At 69.6% G+C, this 18579-nt stretch carries 17 protein-coding genes; all 17 read left to right on the top strand.

Annotated elements, in window-relative coordinates; translation table 11 throughout:
- Positions 1-21: 21 nt before the first annotated feature.
- The 17 genes from ybaK to NS184_RS14735 all read left to right on the top strand — a co-directional run bounded on the left by ybaK (position 22) and on the right by NS184_RS14735 (position 18561).
- A complete protein-coding gene (gene ybaK, locus NS184_RS14815) occupies positions 22-507 on the top strand; it encodes a Cys-tRNA(Pro) deacylase (protein ID WP_058726866.1) in 486 nt (161 codons plus the stop codon).
- Positions 508-602: 95 nt separating this feature from the next.
- Positions 603-3194 carry an ATP-dependent Clp protease ATP-binding subunit gene (locus tag NS184_RS14810; protein WP_058726865.1) on the top strand — a complete coding sequence of 864 codons (2592 nt, stop codon included), beginning with the start codon at positions 603-605 and terminating at the stop codon, positions 3192-3194.
- A 623-nt stretch (positions 3195-3817) separates the two neighbouring features.
- Entirely contained in the window at positions 3818-4051 is a 234-nt protein-coding gene (locus tag NS184_RS14805) for a hypothetical protein (protein ID WP_152998245.1), read from the top strand.
- Between the two features lie 252 nt (positions 4052-4303).
- Complete coding sequence (locus tag NS184_RS14800; RefSeq protein ID WP_058726891.1) at positions 4304-4846, top strand: adenine phosphoribosyltransferase; 543 nt, start codon at positions 4304-4306, stop codon at positions 4844-4846.
- 135 nt (positions 4847-4981) lie between these two features.
- Positions 4982-7018 carry a threonine--tRNA ligase gene (thrS, locus tag NS184_RS14795; protein WP_193750487.1) on the top strand — a complete coding sequence of 679 codons (2037 nt, stop codon included), beginning with the start codon at positions 4982-4984 and terminating at the stop codon, positions 7016-7018.
- Positions 7018-7671, top strand: a complete 654-nt coding sequence (locus NS184_RS14790) for an HIT family protein (RefSeq protein WP_083513741.1) — start codon at positions 7018-7020, stop codon at positions 7669-7671. The genes thrS and NS184_RS14790 overlap by 1 nt, the downstream gene beginning before the upstream one ends.
- A gap of 12 nt (positions 7672-7683) precedes the next feature.
- Positions 7684-8604: a pyridoxal 5'-phosphate synthase lyase subunit PdxS gene (gene pdxS, locus NS184_RS14785; protein ID WP_058726863.1), complete on the top strand. Its 921-nt coding sequence runs from the start codon at positions 7684-7686 to the stop codon at positions 8602-8604.
- Entirely contained in the window at positions 8594-9199 is a 606-nt protein-coding gene (gene pdxT / locus NS184_RS14780; RefSeq protein WP_058726862.1) for a pyridoxal 5'-phosphate synthase glutaminase subunit PdxT, read from the top strand. Before pdxS ends, pdxT begins: the two co-directional genes overlap by 11 nt.
- A 192-nt stretch (positions 9200-9391) precedes the next feature.
- A complete protein-coding gene (locus NS184_RS14775; protein ID WP_058726861.1) occupies positions 9392-10159 on the top strand; it encodes a YebC/PmpR family DNA-binding transcriptional regulator in 768 nt (255 codons plus the stop codon).
- A 2-nt stretch (positions 10160-10161) separates the two neighbouring features.
- The gene (gene ruvC / locus NS184_RS14770; protein WP_058726860.1) at positions 10162-10827 is read left to right on the top strand and encodes a crossover junction endodeoxyribonuclease RuvC; all 666 of its coding nucleotides are present in this window, start codon (positions 10162-10164) and stop codon (positions 10825-10827) included.
- Positions 10824-11444, top strand: a complete 621-nt coding sequence (gene ruvA, locus NS184_RS14765) for a Holliday junction branch migration protein RuvA (protein ID WP_058726859.1) — start codon at positions 10824-10826, stop codon at positions 11442-11444. Before ruvC ends, ruvA begins: the two co-directional genes overlap by 4 nt.
- Positions 11441-12472: a Holliday junction branch migration DNA helicase RuvB gene (ruvB, locus tag NS184_RS14760; RefSeq protein ID WP_058726858.1), complete on the top strand. Its 1032-nt coding sequence runs from the start codon at positions 11441-11443 to the stop codon at positions 12470-12472. Before ruvA ends, ruvB begins: the two co-directional genes overlap by 4 nt.
- Positions 12473-12571: 99 nt before the next feature.
- Positions 12572-12970, top strand: a complete 399-nt coding sequence (locus NS184_RS14755; protein WP_058726857.1) for a preprotein translocase subunit YajC — start codon at positions 12572-12574, stop codon at positions 12968-12970.
- Positions 12971-13058: 88 nt separating this feature from the next.
- Positions 13059-14813: a protein translocase subunit SecD gene (secD, locus tag NS184_RS14750; RefSeq protein ID WP_058726856.1), complete on the top strand. Its 1755-nt coding sequence runs from the start codon at positions 13059-13061 to the stop codon at positions 14811-14813.
- Positions 14813-15814, top strand: a complete 1002-nt coding sequence (gene secF / locus NS184_RS14745) for a protein translocase subunit SecF (protein ID WP_058726855.1) — start codon at positions 14813-14815, stop codon at positions 15812-15814. The genes secD and secF overlap by 1 nt, the downstream gene beginning before the upstream one ends.
- Positions 15814-16161 carry a rhodanese-like domain-containing protein gene (locus NS184_RS14740; RefSeq protein ID WP_083513740.1) on the top strand — a complete coding sequence of 116 codons (348 nt, stop codon included), beginning with the start codon at positions 15814-15816 and terminating at the stop codon, positions 16159-16161. The genes secF and NS184_RS14740 overlap by 1 nt, the downstream gene beginning before the upstream one ends.
- 72 nt (positions 16162-16233) lie before the next feature.
- Positions 16234-18561, top strand: a complete 2328-nt coding sequence (locus NS184_RS14735) for a RelA/SpoT family protein (RefSeq protein WP_242863073.1) — start codon at positions 16234-16236, stop codon at positions 18559-18561.
- Positions 18562-18579 lie beyond the last annotated feature (18 nt).

The raw sequence follows: 18579 nt of genomic DNA, 5'->3' as shown, positions 1-18579 counted from the left end.
GCGGGGCGGCATGATCGCGGCATGACCGCTGCATCGCCGAGCACCCCCGCGACGGTCGCACTGGACCGCGCGGGTGTGCCGTACACGCCGCACGTGTACGAGCACCACGAGACCGCCACGAACTTCGGGGAAGAAGCGGCCGCCGCCCTCGGGCTCCGCGAGGAGCAGGTGTTCAAGACCCTGGTGGTCTCGGTGGACGGCACCCTCGCCGTGGCGATCGTGCCCGTGGCGAACCGACTCGACCTCAAGGCGATCGCCGCGGCCGTCGGCGGGAAGAAGGCCACGCTCGCCGATCCGGCCCTCGCCGAGAAGCGCACCGGCTACGTCGTCGGCGGCATCAGCCCCGTGGGGCAGAAGACCGCACTCCGGACGGTCCTCGACGAGTCGGCCCTGGCGTACGACAGCATCTTCGTGTCCGGCGGACGCCGGGGCTTCGACATCGAGCTCACCCCTGCCGACCTCGTCCGGGTCACGGATGCGGTCACGAAGCCCATCGCTCGGACCTGAGCCAGTTCGCCGCAACTTTTCTCCGTGAACGGGAATGGTCCGCTCACCCCTGCGTTGCATTGAGTCGAAGGCACTCAAGTTCCCAGGAGGTCCCGTTGCCAGAGACGTTCGGCCCGACCAACGGCAGTGACTCGTTCGACGAGTTCCTCGCTCGTCTGCTCGCGGCGCAGAACCCCGGTGCCCAGCGTTCCGTACCGCTGGGTCGACCGGTGGACATCACGCGACTGCTCAGCCGTCGCACCCACCAGCTGCTCCAGCGGACCGCGGAGTACGCGACCGAGCAGGGCCAGCACGAGATCGACGCGTTGCACCTGCTGCACGTCCTCGTCCGCACCGACCCGTTCACCGCGGTCGTCCGCCACGCCGGCGCCGACCCGGAGCGCCTCGCCGACGAGGTCGAGCAGCGCCTGCCTGCTCCGTCCCACAACGGTGTGGAGCGCGAGGGCCGACCGGCCCTGACCGGTACCGCCCAGCGCATCCTGCTCGAGGCGACCCAGGCCGCCAAGGGCTTCGGGAGCACCTACACCGACCCCGAGCACGTCTTCTTCGCGCTCGTCATGGACCAGGACACCGTGACCGGGCAGCTCCTCGCGAGCGCCGGCGTCACCCCGCAGGTGGTGCAGGAGTACGCACAGGAGGCCGCAGCGGCCGCACGAGCAGGGAGCCCGATGCCCGGAACCACGACCGAGACCGCCGACCAGAGCGCGACCCCCACGCTCGACCAGTACGGCACGGACCTCACGGCCCGCGCCCGCGACGGGAAGATCGACCCCGTGATCGGCCGTGCGGACGAGATCGAGCAGGCCGTCGAGATCCTGCTCCGCCGGACCAAGAACAACCCCGTCCTCATCGGTGAGCCCGGCGTCGGCAAGACCGCCATCGTCGAGGGGCTCGCACAGCGCATCGTCGACGGGGACGTCCCGGTGCTCCTGCAGGGCAAGCGCGTCGTCGCGGTCGACCTGCCCGGCATGCTCGCCGGAGCCAAGTACCGCGGTGACTTCGAGGAACGCCTGACGAAGACCATGGACGAGATCGCCGAGCACGCGGACGAGCTCATCGTGTTCGTCGACGAGCTGCACACGCTCGTCGGCGCCGGCGGTGGCGGCGAGGGCGGTTCGATGGACGCCGGCAACATCCTCAAGCCGCGCCTGGCCCGCGGGGACCTGCACATGGTGGGTGCGACGACGCTCAGCGAGTACCGCCGCATCGAGAAGGACGCCGCGCTCGAGCGTCGCTTCCAGCCGGTGACCGTGGGGGAGCCGAGCGTGGAGGACGCCGTCGCGATCCTCACCGGCCTCGCGCCGCGCTACGAGGAGCACCACGACGTGACCTACACGCCCGAAGCGCTCCGTGCAGCCGTCGAACTCTCGCACCGCTACGTGACGGACCGCCACCTGCCCGACAAGGCCATCGACCTCGTCGACCAGGCCGGTGCCCGTCGTCGTCTGGCGCTGTCCGGCGACGTGGACGTCGAGACGCTCCGCGCCGAGGTCGTCGCGCTCAGCGCCTCCAAGGACGCTGCGGTGGCGGAGGAGCACTACGAGGAGGCGTCGCGCCTGCGGGACCAGATCGACGGTCTGGAGGCCCGCATCACCGCCGCCTCGGAGGCGGGCGCGAGCCGTGACTCCAGTCCGGAACCGGGTGACCGACTCATCACGGAGGCCGACATCGCCAGCGTGGTGTCCCGCGCCACCGGCATCCCGGCGACGCGGCTGAGCCAGGGCGACCGCTCCCGCCTGGCCGTCCTGGAGGCGGAGTTGCACGAGCGCGTCGTCGGACAGGACGACGCCGTGCAGGCGATCGCCCGTGCGGTGCGGCGCAGCCGGACCGGTATGGGCGACCCCCGGCGTCCGGTGGGCAGCTTCCTGTTCCTCGGACCGACCGGTGTCGGCAAGACCGAACTCGCGAAGGCGCTCGCGTCATCGCTGTTCGGTGACGAGTCGGCGATGCTCCGATTCGACATGAGCGAGTTCGGCGAACGGCACACGGTCTCGCGGTTGGTCGGCGCCCCTCCCGGGTACATCGGCTACGACGAGGCCGGACAGCTCACCGAGCGCGTGCGTCGCAACCCGTACTCGGTGATCCTGCTCGACGAGGTCGAGAAGGCACACCCGGACGTCTTCAACCTGCTGCTGCAGGTACTCGACGACGGCCGGCTGACCGACGGGCAGGGTCGCACGGTCGACTTCCGGAACACGGTCGTCATCATGACCTCGAACATCGGGTCCGAGTTCCTCGCGTCGCGCTCCGGTGCGCTCGGGTTCTCGCCCGTCGGCGCGGCGGACGGCTACGCCGAGGACGACCTGCGCGCGAGGGTGATGGGCAAGCTGCGTGAGGCGATGCGGCCGGAGTTCATCAACCGCATCGACGAGATCGTGCTGTTCCGCAAGCTGACGTCGTCGCAGATCTCGTCGATCGTGACGCTCCTGCTGGAGGACACCGCGCTCCGGCTGCTCGGTCAGGGCATGACCCTGTCGGTCTCCGACGAGGCCGTCGCCTGGCTCGCCGAGCACGGCTACGAGCCGGAGTACGGCGCCCGCCCGCTCCGCCGGCTCATCCAGCGCGAGGTCGACGACCGGATCGCGACCCTCGTGGTCTCCGACGCGGTCCGGAGCGGAGACACGGTGCGCGTCGACGCGGTCGACGGCGCACTGCGCGTCGACGCGGCGCAGCCCGCCGAGGTCTGATCCCGCTCACTCCCACGAACGGCCCGGTGTCATCACGACACCGGGCCGTTCTGCTGTTGTCGGCAGCAATTCCGGAAGAAATCCGTGGAAATGCTTGCGCAGACATTCCTGGTGTGGATAGTGTGCACGAGCACCGTTCAGCACGAGCACCGTTCAGCACGAGACCGAGAGGGGGCGAGACCATGATGATCACCACCATCACGACGCACCGCACGCAGCCGTACACCGGCACTGTGCTGTTCCGTGGGATCACCGGGCTCTTCGGCACCCCTGTCCGAGTCCGCTGACCTGGAGCGTCCGTTCCACCGCACTCCTGCGCACGCAGCGCCGCTGAGCCCCTCGGCTCACACCCGCTGCCCGTGACGTCGTCCGTCCGCGGCCACCGTCGGTGGTCGGGGAGCGGCGTCGCGGAGCATGCGTCGTGGACGGCGGCGGCCGGTGACGCTCCGCCCATCGGTACGCATTCCTGATCGCATTCCGACGCATTCTTCGAGTGTCACGACCACGCTGACCTCGTGACGTCCGGAATGCATTCACCCGTCATTCTCATCGGCCCGCACCCCGGGTCGATCCGTCGCGCCCGGAAATCGTCCGGGCAACCATGCAGCAGGGGATCCACCACCATGTCAACGAGAACCACCACCCGTCCTCCCGATACCCGTGCGGTGCGCCGTCGGGTCTCACTGCCCGACCGCATCGCCCTCCGGGTCGGTCTCTGGCTGATCCTGTGGAGTCGTCGGACCACGCGCATCCGCGTGTCCGTCGACTTCGCGACCCGGCAGCGGCTCGAGCGCGAACAGCGTGAGAGCGAGCTCCGGCTGCTGCTGCAGAGCGGCGCGATGCAGCTCTGGCGCTGAGCCGCGCCGGACCGGTGCTCGCGCCGGACCGGTGCTCGCGCCGGACCGGTGCTCGCGCCGGACCGCTCGCGCCCGTCGGGCCGCTCGGGCCGCTCGCGCCGCTCGCGCCGGTCGGGCCGCTCGGGCCGTTCGGGTTCGCACAACCGGAGTCGCCTCGAACTGCGCGTCGCCGTGGTTCGGGGTGACTTCGGTTGTGCGCCGCGGATCCGGACCACGTCCGGTCTGGTGCTCGCGCTGCCGTACCGTTGTGCGGTGACCGAAACCGCAGCTGCCCTCGTCGACCGACTCACCGCGATCGTGCCGGACTTCCCGAAGCCCGGGATCCTGTTCCGCGACGTCACACCCGTGTTCTCGGACCCGGTGGCGTTCGGTCGGGTGTGCGAGGCCCTCGCGGCACCGTTCGCCGTGGGGGAGGGCTTCCAGGCCGTCGCCGGCATCGAGGCCCGCGGCTTCGCCCTCGCCGGGGGCATCGCCGCGCAGCACCAGGTCGGCGTCCTCACCGTCCGCAAGGCCGGCAAGCTCCCGGGCGAGGTGCTCAGCGAGCAGTACGCCCTCGAGTACGGCGAGGCCGAGCTCGAGCTGCGCCCCGGGCAGTTGCCGCAGGGCACCCGTGTGCTCGTCGTCGACGACGTCCTCGCGACCGGCGGCACCGCGGCCGCGACGATCACGCTCCTCGAGCGTGCCGGCTACGAGGCCATCGGGTTCGCCGCGCTGCTGGAGCTCGACGGCCTCGCGGGCCGCGAGCGTGTCGGGGCTCGCGTCCCGGTGACCACGCTCGGCAGCGTCCCGGCCTGACGGAGCCGCACCGCGCCTCCAGGCCGTTCCTGCACACCGTCGACGGCCGTGCGTGCGTTCCACAGCCGGGCCGCGCCGCGGTCGCGGCGCACTAGTCTTGATCCACCCCTGAACCAATCGAGGAGCACCACGATCGTGACCGAGTCAGTCGCAGCGCCCGCCGACGGCGCCGAGCCCGCAGAGCTTCCCCAGGCACCCGAGCCCCGCACCGCGACGACGACCACGACCGGCACGGAGCTGTTCGACGGGGTCCGCGGCGTGGTCGCGATCCGCGTTGCCGGCGTGCTGAAGGACCTCGACGCCGAGGTGCACGAGGGCGACGTCGTCGAGCCCGTCACCCTCGACGAGCAGGACGGCCTCGACATCCTCCGCCACTCCGCCGCGCACGTGCTCGCGCAGGCCGTGCAGCAGATCAACCCCGACGCGAAGCTCGGCATCGGACCGCCCGTCACCGACGGCTACTACTACGACTTCGACGTCACCGACCCCTTCACGCCGGAGGACCTCAAGGCGATCGAGAAGGGCATGGACCGGATCGTCCGGCAGTCCCAGCGCTTCCGTCGCGTCGTCGTCACCGACGAGGAAGCCCGCGAGCGCATGGCGGGTGAGCCCTACAAGCAGGAGCTCATCGGCCTCAAGGGCGCCGCGGACGCCGGCGACTCCGGCGAGAGCGTCGAGGTCGGTGCCGGCGAGCTCACCGTCTACGAGAACGTCGACCCGAAGACCGGTGAGGTCGTCTGGCAGGATCTCTGCCGCGGTCCGCACGTCCCGCACACCCGTTGGATCGGCAATGCGTCCAAGCTCATGCGCGTCGCGGCGGCCTACTGGCGCGGCTCGGAGAAGAACCCGCAGCTGCAGCGCGTGTACGGCACCGCCTGGCCCGACAAGGACCAGCTGAAGGCCTACCTCGTCCGGCTCGAGGAAGCCGCGAAGCGCGACCACCGCAAGCTCGGTGCCGAGCTCGACCTCTTCTCGTTCCCGGACGAGATCGGCTCCGGCCTCGCGATCTTCCACCCGAAGGGCGGCATCATCCGCCGCGAGATGGAGGACTACTCGCGTCGCCGGCACGAGCAAGAGGGCTACTCGTTCGTCTACACGCCGCACATCACCAAGGGCGACCTGTTCGAGCAGTCGGGTCACCTCGGTTGGTACAAGGACGGCATGTTCCCGGCCATGCACATGGACGAGGCCCGTGACGAGGACGGCAACGTCACCCGTCAGGGCGCGGACTACTACCTCAAGCCGATGAACTGCCCGATGCACATCCTCGCGTACCGCTCGCAGGCCCGCTCCTACCGCGACCTGCCGCTCCGGATGTTCGAGTTCGGCACCGTGTACCGCAACGAGAAGTCCGGCGTGATCCACGGCCTCACCCGCGTCCGGGGCATGACCCAGGACGACGCCCACATCTTCACCACGCAGGAGAAGATGAAGGAGGAGCTCACGACGACCCTCGAGTTCGTGCTCTCGCTCCTGCGCGACTACGGACTCGACGACTTCTACCTCGAGCTGTCCACGAAGGACCCGGAGAAGTACGTCGGCGACGACGAGGTGTGGGAGGTCGCGACGGACACCCTGCGCGAGGTCGCCGAGGAGTCCGGCCTCGAGCTCGTGCCCGACCCCGCCGGCGCGGCGTTCTACGGCCCGAAGATCTCCGTGCAGGCGCGGGACGCCATCGGCCGCACCTGGCAGATGTCGACCGTCCAGCTCGACTTCAACCTGCCGGAACGGTTCGAGCTCGAGTACACCGCACCCGACGGATCGCGTCAGCGCCCGGTGATGATCCACCGTGCCCTCTTCGGTTCGATCGAGCGGTTCTTCGGCGTCCTCACCGAGCACTACGCAGGCGCCTTCCCCGCGTGGCTGTCCCCGGTGCAGGTCGTCGGCATCCCGGTCGCCGCGGAGTACGGCGACTACCTCGACGAGGTCATCGCGAAGCTCCGGTCGCACGGCGTCCGCGCCGAGGTCGACCACTCCGACGACCGCATGCAGAAGAAGATCCGCACGCACACCAAGGCGAAGGTGCCGTTCCAGCTCATCGCGGGCGGCGACGACCGCGACGCCGGAGCCGTGTCGTTCCGCTTCCGCGACGGTCGGCAGGACAACGCCGTGCCGGTGGACGAGGCGGTCGAGCGCATCCTGACCGCGATCCGCGACCGCGCGCAGGTCTGATGGACCAGGAGCGGCCGGGAGGCACCGAGCCCGTGCCCGGAACCGGTCACGTCGCCGACGTGTCCGGTTCCGGGACCCCCGGCACGGGTTCCGCAGACGACCCGCTCGTGATCCGCGACGCCGCGACCGGCGCCGCTGTGCCCGATGCCTTCCAGCGCCTCTGGAACCCGCACCGCATGGCGTACATCGACGCCGGTCGCGAGGGCAAGGGCCGCGGCCACGAGGACGACTGCCCGTTCTGCGAGGCGCCGAAGAAGTCCGACGAGGACGCCCTCATCGTGGCCCGCGGGGAACACGCCTACGTGCTGCTCAACCTGTTCCCGTACAACAACGGGCACCTGCTGGTGTGCCCCTACCGGCACGTCCCGCTGTACGACGAGGCCACCCCGGACGAGGTCCGCGAGATGGGGGAGCTGACGCAGGTCGCCATGCGCGTCCTCCGTGCCGTCTCGCACTGCGACGGCTTCAACATCGGCATGAACCAGGGCGAGGTCGCGGGCGCCGGCGTTGCGGGGCACCTGCACCAGCACATCGTCCCGCGCTGGCAGTCCGACTCGAACTTCTTCCCGATCATCGCGCGCACGAAGTCGATGTCCCAGCTGCTCGGGGACACCCGCCGACTCGTCGCGGAAGGGTGGCCTGCGGAGCACTAGACTGTCGGCATCATGAGCGACAGCAGCAGCACCCCGAGCACCCCCGGCACCTCGATCACCGGCTCCGACCGCGTCAAGCGCGGCCTCGCGGAGATGCTCAAGGGCGGTGTCATCATGGACGTCGTCGACGCCGAGCAGGCCCGCATCGCGGAAGAGGCCGGCGCGACCGCCGTCATGGCGCTCGAGCGTGTCCCCGCCGACATCCGTGCCCAGGGCGGCGTCGCCCGCATGTCCGACCCGTCCATGATCGAGGAGATCATCGCCGCGGTGTCGATCCCCGTCATGGCGAAGGCCCGCATCGGCCACTTCGTCGAGGCGCAGGTGCTGCAGGAGCTCGGCGTCGACTACATCGACGAGTCCGAGGTGCTCTCGCCCGCCGACTACGTCAACCACATCGACAAGTGGAACTTCACCACCCCCTTCGTCTGCGGTGCGACCAACCTCGGTGAGGCCCTCCGTCGCATCACCGAAGGCGCGGCCATGATCCGCTCCAAGGGCGAGGCCGGCACGGGCGACGTGTCCGAGGCGACCAAGCACATCCGCACGATCAACAAGGAGATCGCTGCCCTCCGGTACCTCAAGGAGGACGAGCTCTACGTCGCCGCGAAGGAGCTCCAGGCGCCGTTCGACGTCGTCAAGGAGGTCGCCCAGACCGGCAAGCTCCCCGTCGTGCTCTTCACCGCCGGCGGTGTCGCCACCCCGGCCGACGCCGCGATGATGATGCAGCTCGGCGCGGACGGCGTCTTCGTCGGATCCGGCATCTTCAAGTCGGGCGACCCGGCCAAGCGCGCGGCCGCGATCGTCAAGGCCACGACCTTCCACGACGACCCGAAGGTCATCGCCGAGGTCTCCCGCGGGCTCGGCGAGGCCATGGTCGGCATCAACGTCGCCGACGTCCCCGCGCCGCACCGCCTGGCCGAGCGTGGCTGGTAGTCCGACCGCGCACCCGCGCATCGGGGTCCTCGCACTCCAGGGCGACTTCCGCGAGCACATCGCCTCGCTGACCGGACTCGGCGCCGACGTCGTCCCGCTCCGCCGTCCGGAGGAGATCGCGTCGCTCGACGGCGTGGTCGTCCCCGGCGGCGAGTCGAGCGTGATGGACAAGCTGTCCCGGGCGTTCGGCGTCGCGGAGCCCCTGGCCGAGGCCATCCGCGGCGGACTCCCGACGTACGGCACCTGCGCGGGCATGATCATGCTCTCCTCGCGCATCGCGGCGGGCATCCCCGGTCAGCAGACGCTCGACGTGCTCGACACGACCGTGCGCCGGAACGCGTTCGGGAGTCAGAACGACTCGTTCGAGATCGACATCCCGATGCCGGAACTCGGCGACGCCCCGGTGCACGCCGTGTTCATCCGCGCGCCCGTGGTCGAGGAACACGGCCCGGGGGTCGAGGTCCTCGGGGCGCTGCCGGACGGCCAGGTCGTGGCCGTGCAGCAGGGCAACGTGATCGCCAGCGCGTTCCACCCCGAAGTCGCGGGGGAGGACCGGTTCCACCGGCGCTTCCTCGACCTCGTCCACAGCGCCTGACCGGACCGTCACCCGGCCCGGCCGGCGGAACCAGGTGCCGGACACTGCACCGTGCTGCTTCGCGGTGCTGTGTCAGAAGCCTGGTTCCCTCGACCGAGTCACACACTCTCCACAGGCCAGCGCGCCGGACCGACACCGTGCCTCCCGGCTCGGTAGACTGACCAGGATCTTCCGCAAGACGCAAGGAGCACCGTGTCCGGGCATTCCAAGTGGGCAACGACCAAGCACAAGAAGGCGGTCATCGACCAGCGCCGTGCGAAGTCGTTCGCCAAGCTCATCAAGAACATCGAGGTCGCCGCGAAGATGGGCGGCGCCGACCTGTCGGGGAACCCGACCCTCGTCGACGCCGTGCAGAAGGCGAAGAAGACCTCGGTGCCGAACGACAACATCGACCGCGCCATCAAGCGCGGTGCCGGCCTGACCGGTGAGTCCATCGAGTACACCACGATCATGTACGAGGGCTACGGCCCGAACGGCGTGGCGATGCTCATCGAGTGCCTCACGGACAACAAGAACCGTGCCGCGGCCGAGGTCCGGACGGCGATGTCCCGCAACGGCGGCACCATGGCCGACCCGGGCAGCGTCGCGTACAACTTCTCGCGCAAGGGCGTCATCTCGGTGACGAAGACCGACGGCCTCGATGAGGACACCGTGATGGGTGCCGTGCTCGACGCCGGTGTCGAGGACGTCGTCGACCAGGGCGGCGGTTTCGAGGTCATCACCGAAGCGTCCGACCTCGTCGCGGCCCGCACGGCCCTGCAGGAGGCCGGCATCGACTACGACTCGGCCGACGCCGAGTTCGTGCCCGGGCTCAAGGTCCCGGTCGACGCCGACACTGCCCGCAAGGTGTTCAAGCTGATCGACGCGCTCGAGGACAGCGACGACGTGCAGAACGTCTACGCGAACTTCGACATCCCCGCCGACGTCCAGGCCGAGCTCGACGAGGACGAGGGCGAGTAGCGATGCTCCGGGTGCTCGGGGTCGACCCCGGGCTCACCCGGTGCGGCGTCGGCGTGGTCGAGGTCGCACCGAACCGGCGCGCCCGGCTCGTGCACGTGACCGTCGTCCGGACGCCGGCGGACATGGCGCTCGAACAGCGGCTGCTCCGGATCGCGGACGGCATCGCCGCCGAGATCGACGAGCACCGGCCGCAGGCCGTCGCGGTCGAGCGGGTGTTCGCGCAGGCGAACGTCCGGACGGTGATGGGTACGGCACAGGCTGCTGGACTGGCCCTGCACGCTGCCGCGGCGCGCGGCCTGCCGGTCGGGTTGCACACCCCGTCCGAGGTCAAGGCTGCGATCACCGGGTACGGCAACGCCGACAAGCGACAGGTGCAGACCATGGTCGCCGCGGTGCTCGGCCTCGCCGAGGCCCCCAAGCCCGCTGACGCAGCGGACGCGCTCGCCCTCGCGGTCTGTCACGCCTGGAGGCTCGGATCACCCGACCAGGTCGGTTCCGGTCCGTCGACCCTCACCCCGGCGCAGCGCGCGTGGCGCGACGCGCAGCAGGGCACCGGCGCCGACTCGCCCCTGGCCCGCGCGGCGGCGGCCGCGGCGCGCGGTGGCTCCCGCGGCGTCGCGCGTGGTGCCGGGGCAACGTCGGTGGGCGGCCCTAGGCTCGAGGCATGATCGCGAGTCTCCGGGGCACCTGCATCGACGTCGCCGGGTCGAGCGTGGTGATCGAGGTCGGGGGAGTCGGGTACGCCGTCACCGTCACGCCAGCGCACGCCCTGACGATGCGTCACGGGGCCGAGGTCTTCGTGCGGACGGCGATGATCGTGCGCGAGGACGAGCACCTCCTGTTCGGCTTCGAGACGACCGACGCCCTCCGCGTGTTCGACCTCCTCCGCAGTGTGTCGGGTGTGGGGCCGAAGTCCGCCCTGGGGGTGCTCGCCCACATGGACCCGGGTCAGATCGCCACCGCGGTCGCGCACGAGGACGACGCGGCCTTCCGGAAGGTGTCCGGCATCGGGCCGAAGACCGCGAAGCTCATCACGGTCGCTCTCGCCGGGAAGCTCGCCGCGTTCGAGCAGCCGGCCACAGCGGCTGCGGGTGCCGGCCCGACCGCACACCCCGCGTCCGAGGACGTCGTGGTCGCGCTGGTCGGGCTCGGATGGCGTGAGGACGCTGCGCGCGCCGCCGTCGACGCCGTCGTCACCGAGGACCCGGCCGCCGCGACGTTCGGGACCCAGGCGCTCCTCCGCGCTGCGCTCGGAGCGCTCCGACCCGCCGGTGCGGGCCGGTGAGCGGCATCACGGCCGCCGGAGCGGAATCGCAGGAGGAGCTCGCCTTCGAGGGAGCCCTCCGTCCCCGTTCCCTCGACGAGTTCGTCGGGCAGCGCAAGGTCCGCGGCCAGCTCGACCTGCTGCTGAAGGCCGCGGCCATGCAGGACCGCACACCCGATCACATCCTGATGGCCGGACCACCCGGGCTCGGCAAGACGACCCTCGCGATGATCGTCGCGCACGAGTCCGGTCGTCCCTTGCGGATGTCCAGCGGCCCGGCGATCCAGCACGCCGGCGACCTCGCGGCCGTGCTCTCCTCACTGGTCCCGGGTGAAGTCCTGTTCATCGACGAGATCCACCGGATGGCCCGGTCAGCGGAGGAGATGCTCTACCTCGCGATGGAGGACTTCCGGATCGACGTGATGGTCGGCAAGGGCGCCGGCGCGACGAGCATCCCGCTCGACCTCGCACCGTTCACGCTCGTGGGCGCGACGACGCGGGCCGGCCTGCTGCCGAACCCGCTGCGGGACCGGTTCGGCTTCACCGCCCACCTCGAGTTCTACGAGAAGGACGAACTCGAGCAGGTCCTCATCCGTGCCGCGCACCTCCTCGAGCTCGACATCGACCGGTCCGCGTTGCGGGAGATCGCCGGGCGCTCCCGCGGTACCCCGCGCATCGCGAACCGACTGCTCCGACGAGTCAGGGACTTCACCCTGGTGCACCGGCCCCGTGACGGCATGGCCGCGGTCCAGGGCGCCCTCGACCTCTACGACGTCGACGAGCTCGGCCTCGACCGACTCGACCGGGCCGTCGTCGAGACGATGCTGACCCGGTTCGACGGCGGGCCCGTCGGGCTGAACACGCTCGCGGTGTCGGTCGGTGAGGAATCCGAGACGATCGAGTCCGTGGTCGAGCCGTTCCTGGTGCGTCTCGGTCTCGTCACCCGAACCCCGCGGGGGAGGATCGCCACCCCGCAGGCTTGGCGGCACTTCGGCTTGACACCGGGTCAGGCGACCGCACAACCCGGTCTGTTCGACGACGGAGACTGACCGACGGGCAGCGCGGTCCTCGGCCGCACACGTTCCCCGTGGACGAGTGCCCTAGACTGCTACGGCCCGAAACCGAGCAACCAGAGAAGGCATCGCATCATGGGTCAAGAAGTCATCCTCATCGTCATCGTCGTGGCGTTCGCGGCCTTCATGTTCTACAACAGCCGGAAGCGCAAGAAGCAGCAGGCGGAGCTCGCCACCAAGATGGTGCCGGGTGCCCAGGTCATGCTGTCCTTCGGCCTGTACGGCAAGCTCCTCTCGGTCGACGACGAGAAGGTCACCGCAGAGGTCGAGATCGCCCCCGGCACGATCGTCACCGTGCACCGCCAGACGCTCTCGCGGGTCGTGGACGACACCGCGAACGACGTCGACACCGCGGTCACCCCCGAGGACGAGCCGAAGCGTGTCACCGAGCTGAACGGCCAGCCGGTCGTCGACGACCAGGCCCCGGCGTACGGTGAGCGCACCGACGAGCCGAACCGCAAGAACGACAACTGATCTCCTGGGCTGTCGGCGGTGACGTCCGGCAGCACCATCCCCGCCGCCGGCTGTCGCCGTCGGTCCTGACAGAAAGACGAGACGACCGGTGGCACGATCGACACCCGTCAAGAAGGCGCTTCGCTCGCTCACCTGGTTGGTGATCCTGATGGCGGTCCTCGCGGGGCTGAACACCGCCGCCTCGATCCTCGCCAGCACGACGAAGGACGCCGGCGACAAGTGGTTCGCGGGCGCCAGCTGGGTCCCCGAGCTCGCGCTCGACCTGCAGGGCGGCACGCAACTGACGCTCGCGGCGCAGAACACCGAGGGCGGCTCGGTCACGAGCCAGCAGCTCAACCAGGCCGTGAACATCATCCGTCAGCGCATCAACGCGACGGGTGTGTCGGAGTCGCAGATCAACACGCAGGGGACGAACAACATCGTCGTCTCGATCCCCGGCAAGCCCGACCAGGCGACCATCGACCGGATCGAGGCAGCGGCGAAGCTGACCTTCCGTCCGGTGCTCTACACCGAGGCCGCCACGAACGCCGCGGTCGGTGGCAGTGACGGCTCCTCGGCCTCGCCGACGCCCTACACGCCGCCGGCATCGCTGCAGGCGACGCCGAGCACGAAGCCGACGAACGGCAGCGACCTCTCGCAGGTCACACCGGCGCTCCAGGCGCTCTACACGAACTACAACTGCAAGGCACCGGACGACGTCACCGCTGCACCGGACGACGAGCCGCTCGTGACGTGCGACCAAGACGGCGCCGCGAAGTACATCCTCGGTCCGGTCGAGGTCTCGGGCTCCGGCATCAGCAACGCCACCTCGGGTCTCGCCACCGACTCGCAGGGTGCGTCCACCGGCCAGTGGGCCGTCAACCTGACGTTCTCGGGCAAGAGCTCGGACGACTTCCGTGACGTCACCAGCCGACTCGTGAAGCTGCAGGCGCCGCAGAACCAGTTCGCGATCGTCCTCGACGGCACGGTCATCACCGCGCCGGCATCGAACGCGGCGATCACCAACGGCAAGGCGCAGATCACCGGCAACTTCACGGCCGACTCCGCGAAGACCCTCGCGGACCAGCTCAAGTACGGCGCGCTGCCGATCAACTTCCAGGTCCAGTCGAACGAGAACATCTCGGCGACGCTCGGCACCGCCCAGCTGGTCGGCGGTCTCGTCGCCGGCCTGATCGGCCTCATCCTGGTGATCATCTACTCGGTCGTCCAGTACCGGGCGCTCGCGTTCGTGACGGTGCTGTCGCTCGCGGTCGCAGCAGCCCTGACCTACCTCGTCATCGCGATCATGTCGTGGCGCGTCGACTACCGCCTCTCGTTGGCGGGTGTGGCAGGTCTGATCGTCGCGATCGGCATCACCGCGGACTCGTTCATCGTGTACTTCGAGCGCATCCGCGACGAGCTGCGGGACGGCCGCGGACTCGAGGGCGCGGTCGAGTCCGGGTGGCGTCGAGCCCTGCGCACGATCCTCGCGTCGGACTCGATCAACTTCCTCGCCGCCGTTGTCCTGTACATCCTCGCGGTCAGCGACGTGAAGGGCTTCGCGTTCACGCTGCTCCTCACGACCCTGATCGACGTCGTCGTCGTGGTGCTGTTCACGCACCCGATGATGCAGCTCATCGCACGCAGCCGGTTCTTCGGTGAGGGCCACCGCTTCAGCGGGCTCGACCCGAGCGCCCTCGGGGCGGTCTACCGGGGCCGCGCGCAGTTCCGGGCACCGGTCGTGGACGGCAAGCGTCAGCAGCGGAGCGCCGGTGAGGCGCAGCGTCGCCAGACGATCGCCGAGCGGAAGGCCCGCGAAGCCGCGGGCGACAACGGCACGACGCCGGACGGGAAGGACGACTGATGGCCAGCTTCAGCCAGTTCGGCAGCGACCTCTACACGGGCAAGCGCTCATACGACATCGTCGGACGCCGCCGCACGTGGTACCTCATCGCGATCGTGATGATCGTGCTGTCCCTCGGTATCCCGTGGCTGCGCGGCGGGTACCAGCTCGGGATCGAGTTCACCGGCGGCTCGGAGTTCACCATCTCCGACGTCAAGACCACGAACCAGGCGATCGCGACGGACACCGTCGAGTCGATCGTCCCCGAGGGTGTGCCGCGCGTCTCGCAGCTCGGTCAGCACGGCATCCGCGTGCAGACCGGCCAGCTGACCGACCGGCAGACCACCGAGGTCCAGGACGCCCTCGCGAAGGCGTACGACGTCCCGGACAGCCAGGTCGCGGCGACCTTCATCGGCGCGACGTGGGGTGCTGACGTCCTCGCGCAGGCCATCCGCGGCCTCGTGATCTTCCTCGCCCTCGCGGCCGTCGTCATGGCGCTGTACTTCCGCACCTGGAAGATGTCGCTGGCCGCGATGACGGCGCTGCTGCACGACCTGCTCATCACCGCGGGCGTGTACGGCATCGTCGGCCTCGAGGTCACCCCGGCGGCCGTGATCGGCTTCCTGACGATCCTCGGCTACTCGCTCTACGACACCGTCGTGGTCTTCGACAAGGTGCGGGAGAACACCAGTCAGGAGAGCATCCGCACCTTCAAGCAGTCGGTGAACCTCGCGGTGAACCAGACTCTCGTGCGCTCGATCAACACCTCGGTGGTCGCCCTGCTGCCGGTCGCGGCGATCCTCTTCATCGGCTCGTACGTCCTCGGCGCCGGCACGCTCCGCGACATCTCGCTCGCGCTGTTCATCGGCATCATCGTGGGCACGTACTCGACGATCTTCATCGCGTCGCCGATGTACGCCCACCTGCGCGAGAACGAGCCGAAGATCAAGCAGGCCGACGCGAAGAAGGAACAGGCCGCGGCGAAGCGTCAGCAGCAGGTCGACGCGACGGCGGGCGTCTGATGGCGGTCGAGATCACCGACATCGACGTCACGGAGGCCCGGCGCCGCCTGGCCGGAGGTGCGCGGCTGTTCGACGTCCGTGAACAGGGGGAGTGGGACGAGGTCCACGCTCCCGAGGCCACGCTCGTCCCGATGTCCGAACTGGTGTCGCGCTGGCAGGAGATCGACGGCGGGGACACCCCGGCGATGGTCATCTGCCACTCCGGCGGTCGTTCGGCCCGGGTGGTCGCGGCGCTCGAGCAGTCGGGGGTCTCCGCCGTGAACGTGCTCGGCGGGATGACCGCGTGGGAGCAGTCGGGCGCCGACGTCGTCCGCGGTGCCCAGAGCGAACCGCGTCACGAGCACTGACCGGACGCGCGTAGTCTTGTCGGATCGAGCGCGGAGGCACTCCGCACCGGACGAGGTCTCGGGAGGCGCATCATGACCGACACGCGCGAATCGTCGCCGTCGGACGCTGCGAGCCGTCCAGCATCGCCCACCCGACCGACGAGTCCGATCGGCCCGAACACCACGGGCAACCTCGGCTCGCTCCGCTCGCTGCTACCGCGGTTGTTCTCGCGAGCGCAGCCGGCCGGCGCGGTCGACACGCTCATCCGCACGGTGCGGTCACACCACCCGAAGGCCGACGTCACGCTCATCGAGCGGGCGTACTCGGTCGCCGAGCAGGCGCACGACGGGCAGAAGCGCAAGTCCGGCGAGCCGTACATCACGCACCCCGTCGCGGTCGCGCAGATCCTCGCGGACCTCGGCATCGGCACGATCACGATCGCCTCGGCGCTCCTGCACGACACCGTCGAGGACACCGACTACCAGCTCGACCAGCTCCGCGCCGACTTCGGCGACGAGATCGCGATGCTCGTCGACGGCGTCACGAAGCTCGACAAGGTCAAGTACGGCGACAGCGCGCAGGCCGAGACCGTCCGGAAGATGGTCATCGCGATGTCGAAGGACATCCGGGTGCTCGTCATCAAGCTCGCGGACCGCCTGCACAACGCCCGCACGTGGGGCTTCGTCGAGTCCGCCTCGGCCACGCGCAAGGCCAAGGAGACGCTCGAGATCTACGCGCCCCTGGCACACCGGCTCGGCATCCAGATGATCAAGCTGGAGCTCGAGGACCTCTCGTTCGCGGTGCTGCACCCGAAGCTCTACGTCGAGATCGACAGCCTCGTGAAGGAGCGGCAGCCGAAGCGCGAGCAGTTCGTGCAGAACGTGATCGGCACGCTGAAGAAGGACCTCAAGGCCGCCAAGATCCGCGGCGACGTGATGGGGCGTCCGAAGCAGTACTACTCGATCTACCAGAAGATGATCGTGCGCGGGCGCGAGTTCGACGAGATCTACGACCTCGTCGGGATCCGCGTGCTCGTCCCGACCGTGCGCGACTGCTACGCGATGCTCGGCTCGGTGCACGCACGGTGGACGCCGCTGCCCGGCCGGTTCAAGGACTACATCGCGACGCCGAAGTTCAACCTGTACCAATCACTGCACACCACGGTGCTCGGGCCCCAGGGCCGCGCGGTCGAGATCCAGATCCGTACGCACGAGATGCACCAGCGTGCCGAGTTCGGTGTCGCGGCGCACTGGAAGTACAAGCAGCGCGTCACCGGCCGCGACGTCGACTCGTCGAGTCAGAACGACCAGGACATGGCGTGGCTCGCCCACATCACCGACTGGCAGGCCGAGACGAGCGACCCGGGGGAGTTCCTCGACTCCCTGCGCTACGAGATCGGCGCCAAGGAGACCTACGTCTTCACGCCGCAGGGCAAGGTCATCGGTCTGCCGTCGGGCGCGACCCCGGTGGACTTCGCGTACGCGGTGCACACCGAGATCGGCCACCGCACGATGGGTGCGAAGGTCAACGGCCGGCTCGTCCCGCTCGAGAGCACACTGTCGAGCGGCGACGTCGTCGAGATCTTCACCTCGAAGAACCCCGACTCCGGCCCGAGCCAGGACTGGCTGACGTTCGTCCGGAGCCCTCGAGCCCGGAACAAGATCAAGCAGTGGTTCACGAAGGAACGTCGTGAAGAGGCGATCGAGCAGGGCCGTGACGCGATCGCGCGTGCGATGCGGAAGCAGAACCTGCCGCTGCAGCGCATCCTCAGCCAGGACACCATCGCCGAGGTCGCGTCCTCGATGCGGTACGAGGACGTCTCCGCCCTCTACGCGGCGATCGGTGAGGGGCACGTCTCGACGCAGTCCGTCATCGAGAAGGTGCTGGGCAGTGTCCAGACCGAGGCCGAGACGGACGAGCCGGAGCTCGCGTTCCCGCGGCAGATCACGAGTCGCCAGCTCCGCAACAGCGACTCGGGCGTCCTCGTCCGCGGTGCGCCGGACATCCTGGTCAAGCTCGCGAAGTGCTGCACCCCGGTGCCGGGCGACCAGATCGTCGGGTTCATCACCCGAGGCCAGGGGGTCTCCGTCCACCAGGCGTCGTGCTCGAACGTGAAGTCCCTCATGAACGAGCCGGACCGCATGATCGAGGTCGAGTGGGCTCCGTCGTCGAAATCGGTGTTCCTCGTGCAGATCCAGATCGAGGCACTCGACCGCTCGGGCCTGCTCAGCGACGTGACCCGGGTGCTGACGGACCACCACGTGAACATCCTCTCGGCGACCGTCTCCACCTCGTCCGACCGCCTCGCCCTGAGCCGGTTCGTGTTCGAGATGGGTGACACCACGCACCTCGACCGGGTGCTCAACGCCGTGCGGCGCATCGATGCGGTGTACGACGTGTACCGGGTGAGCGCCGGCTGACGCCGTCCGGCAGCGAGG

It is taken from the genome of Curtobacterium luteum (genome assembly GCF_001475545.1).
Classification (GTDB): domain Bacteria; phylum Actinomycetota; class Actinomycetes; order Actinomycetales; family Microbacteriaceae; genus Curtobacterium; species Curtobacterium luteum_A.
The sequence above is the reverse complement of the archived record's forward strand: the minus strand, read 5'-3'. Positions and strand labels throughout refer to the sequence as shown.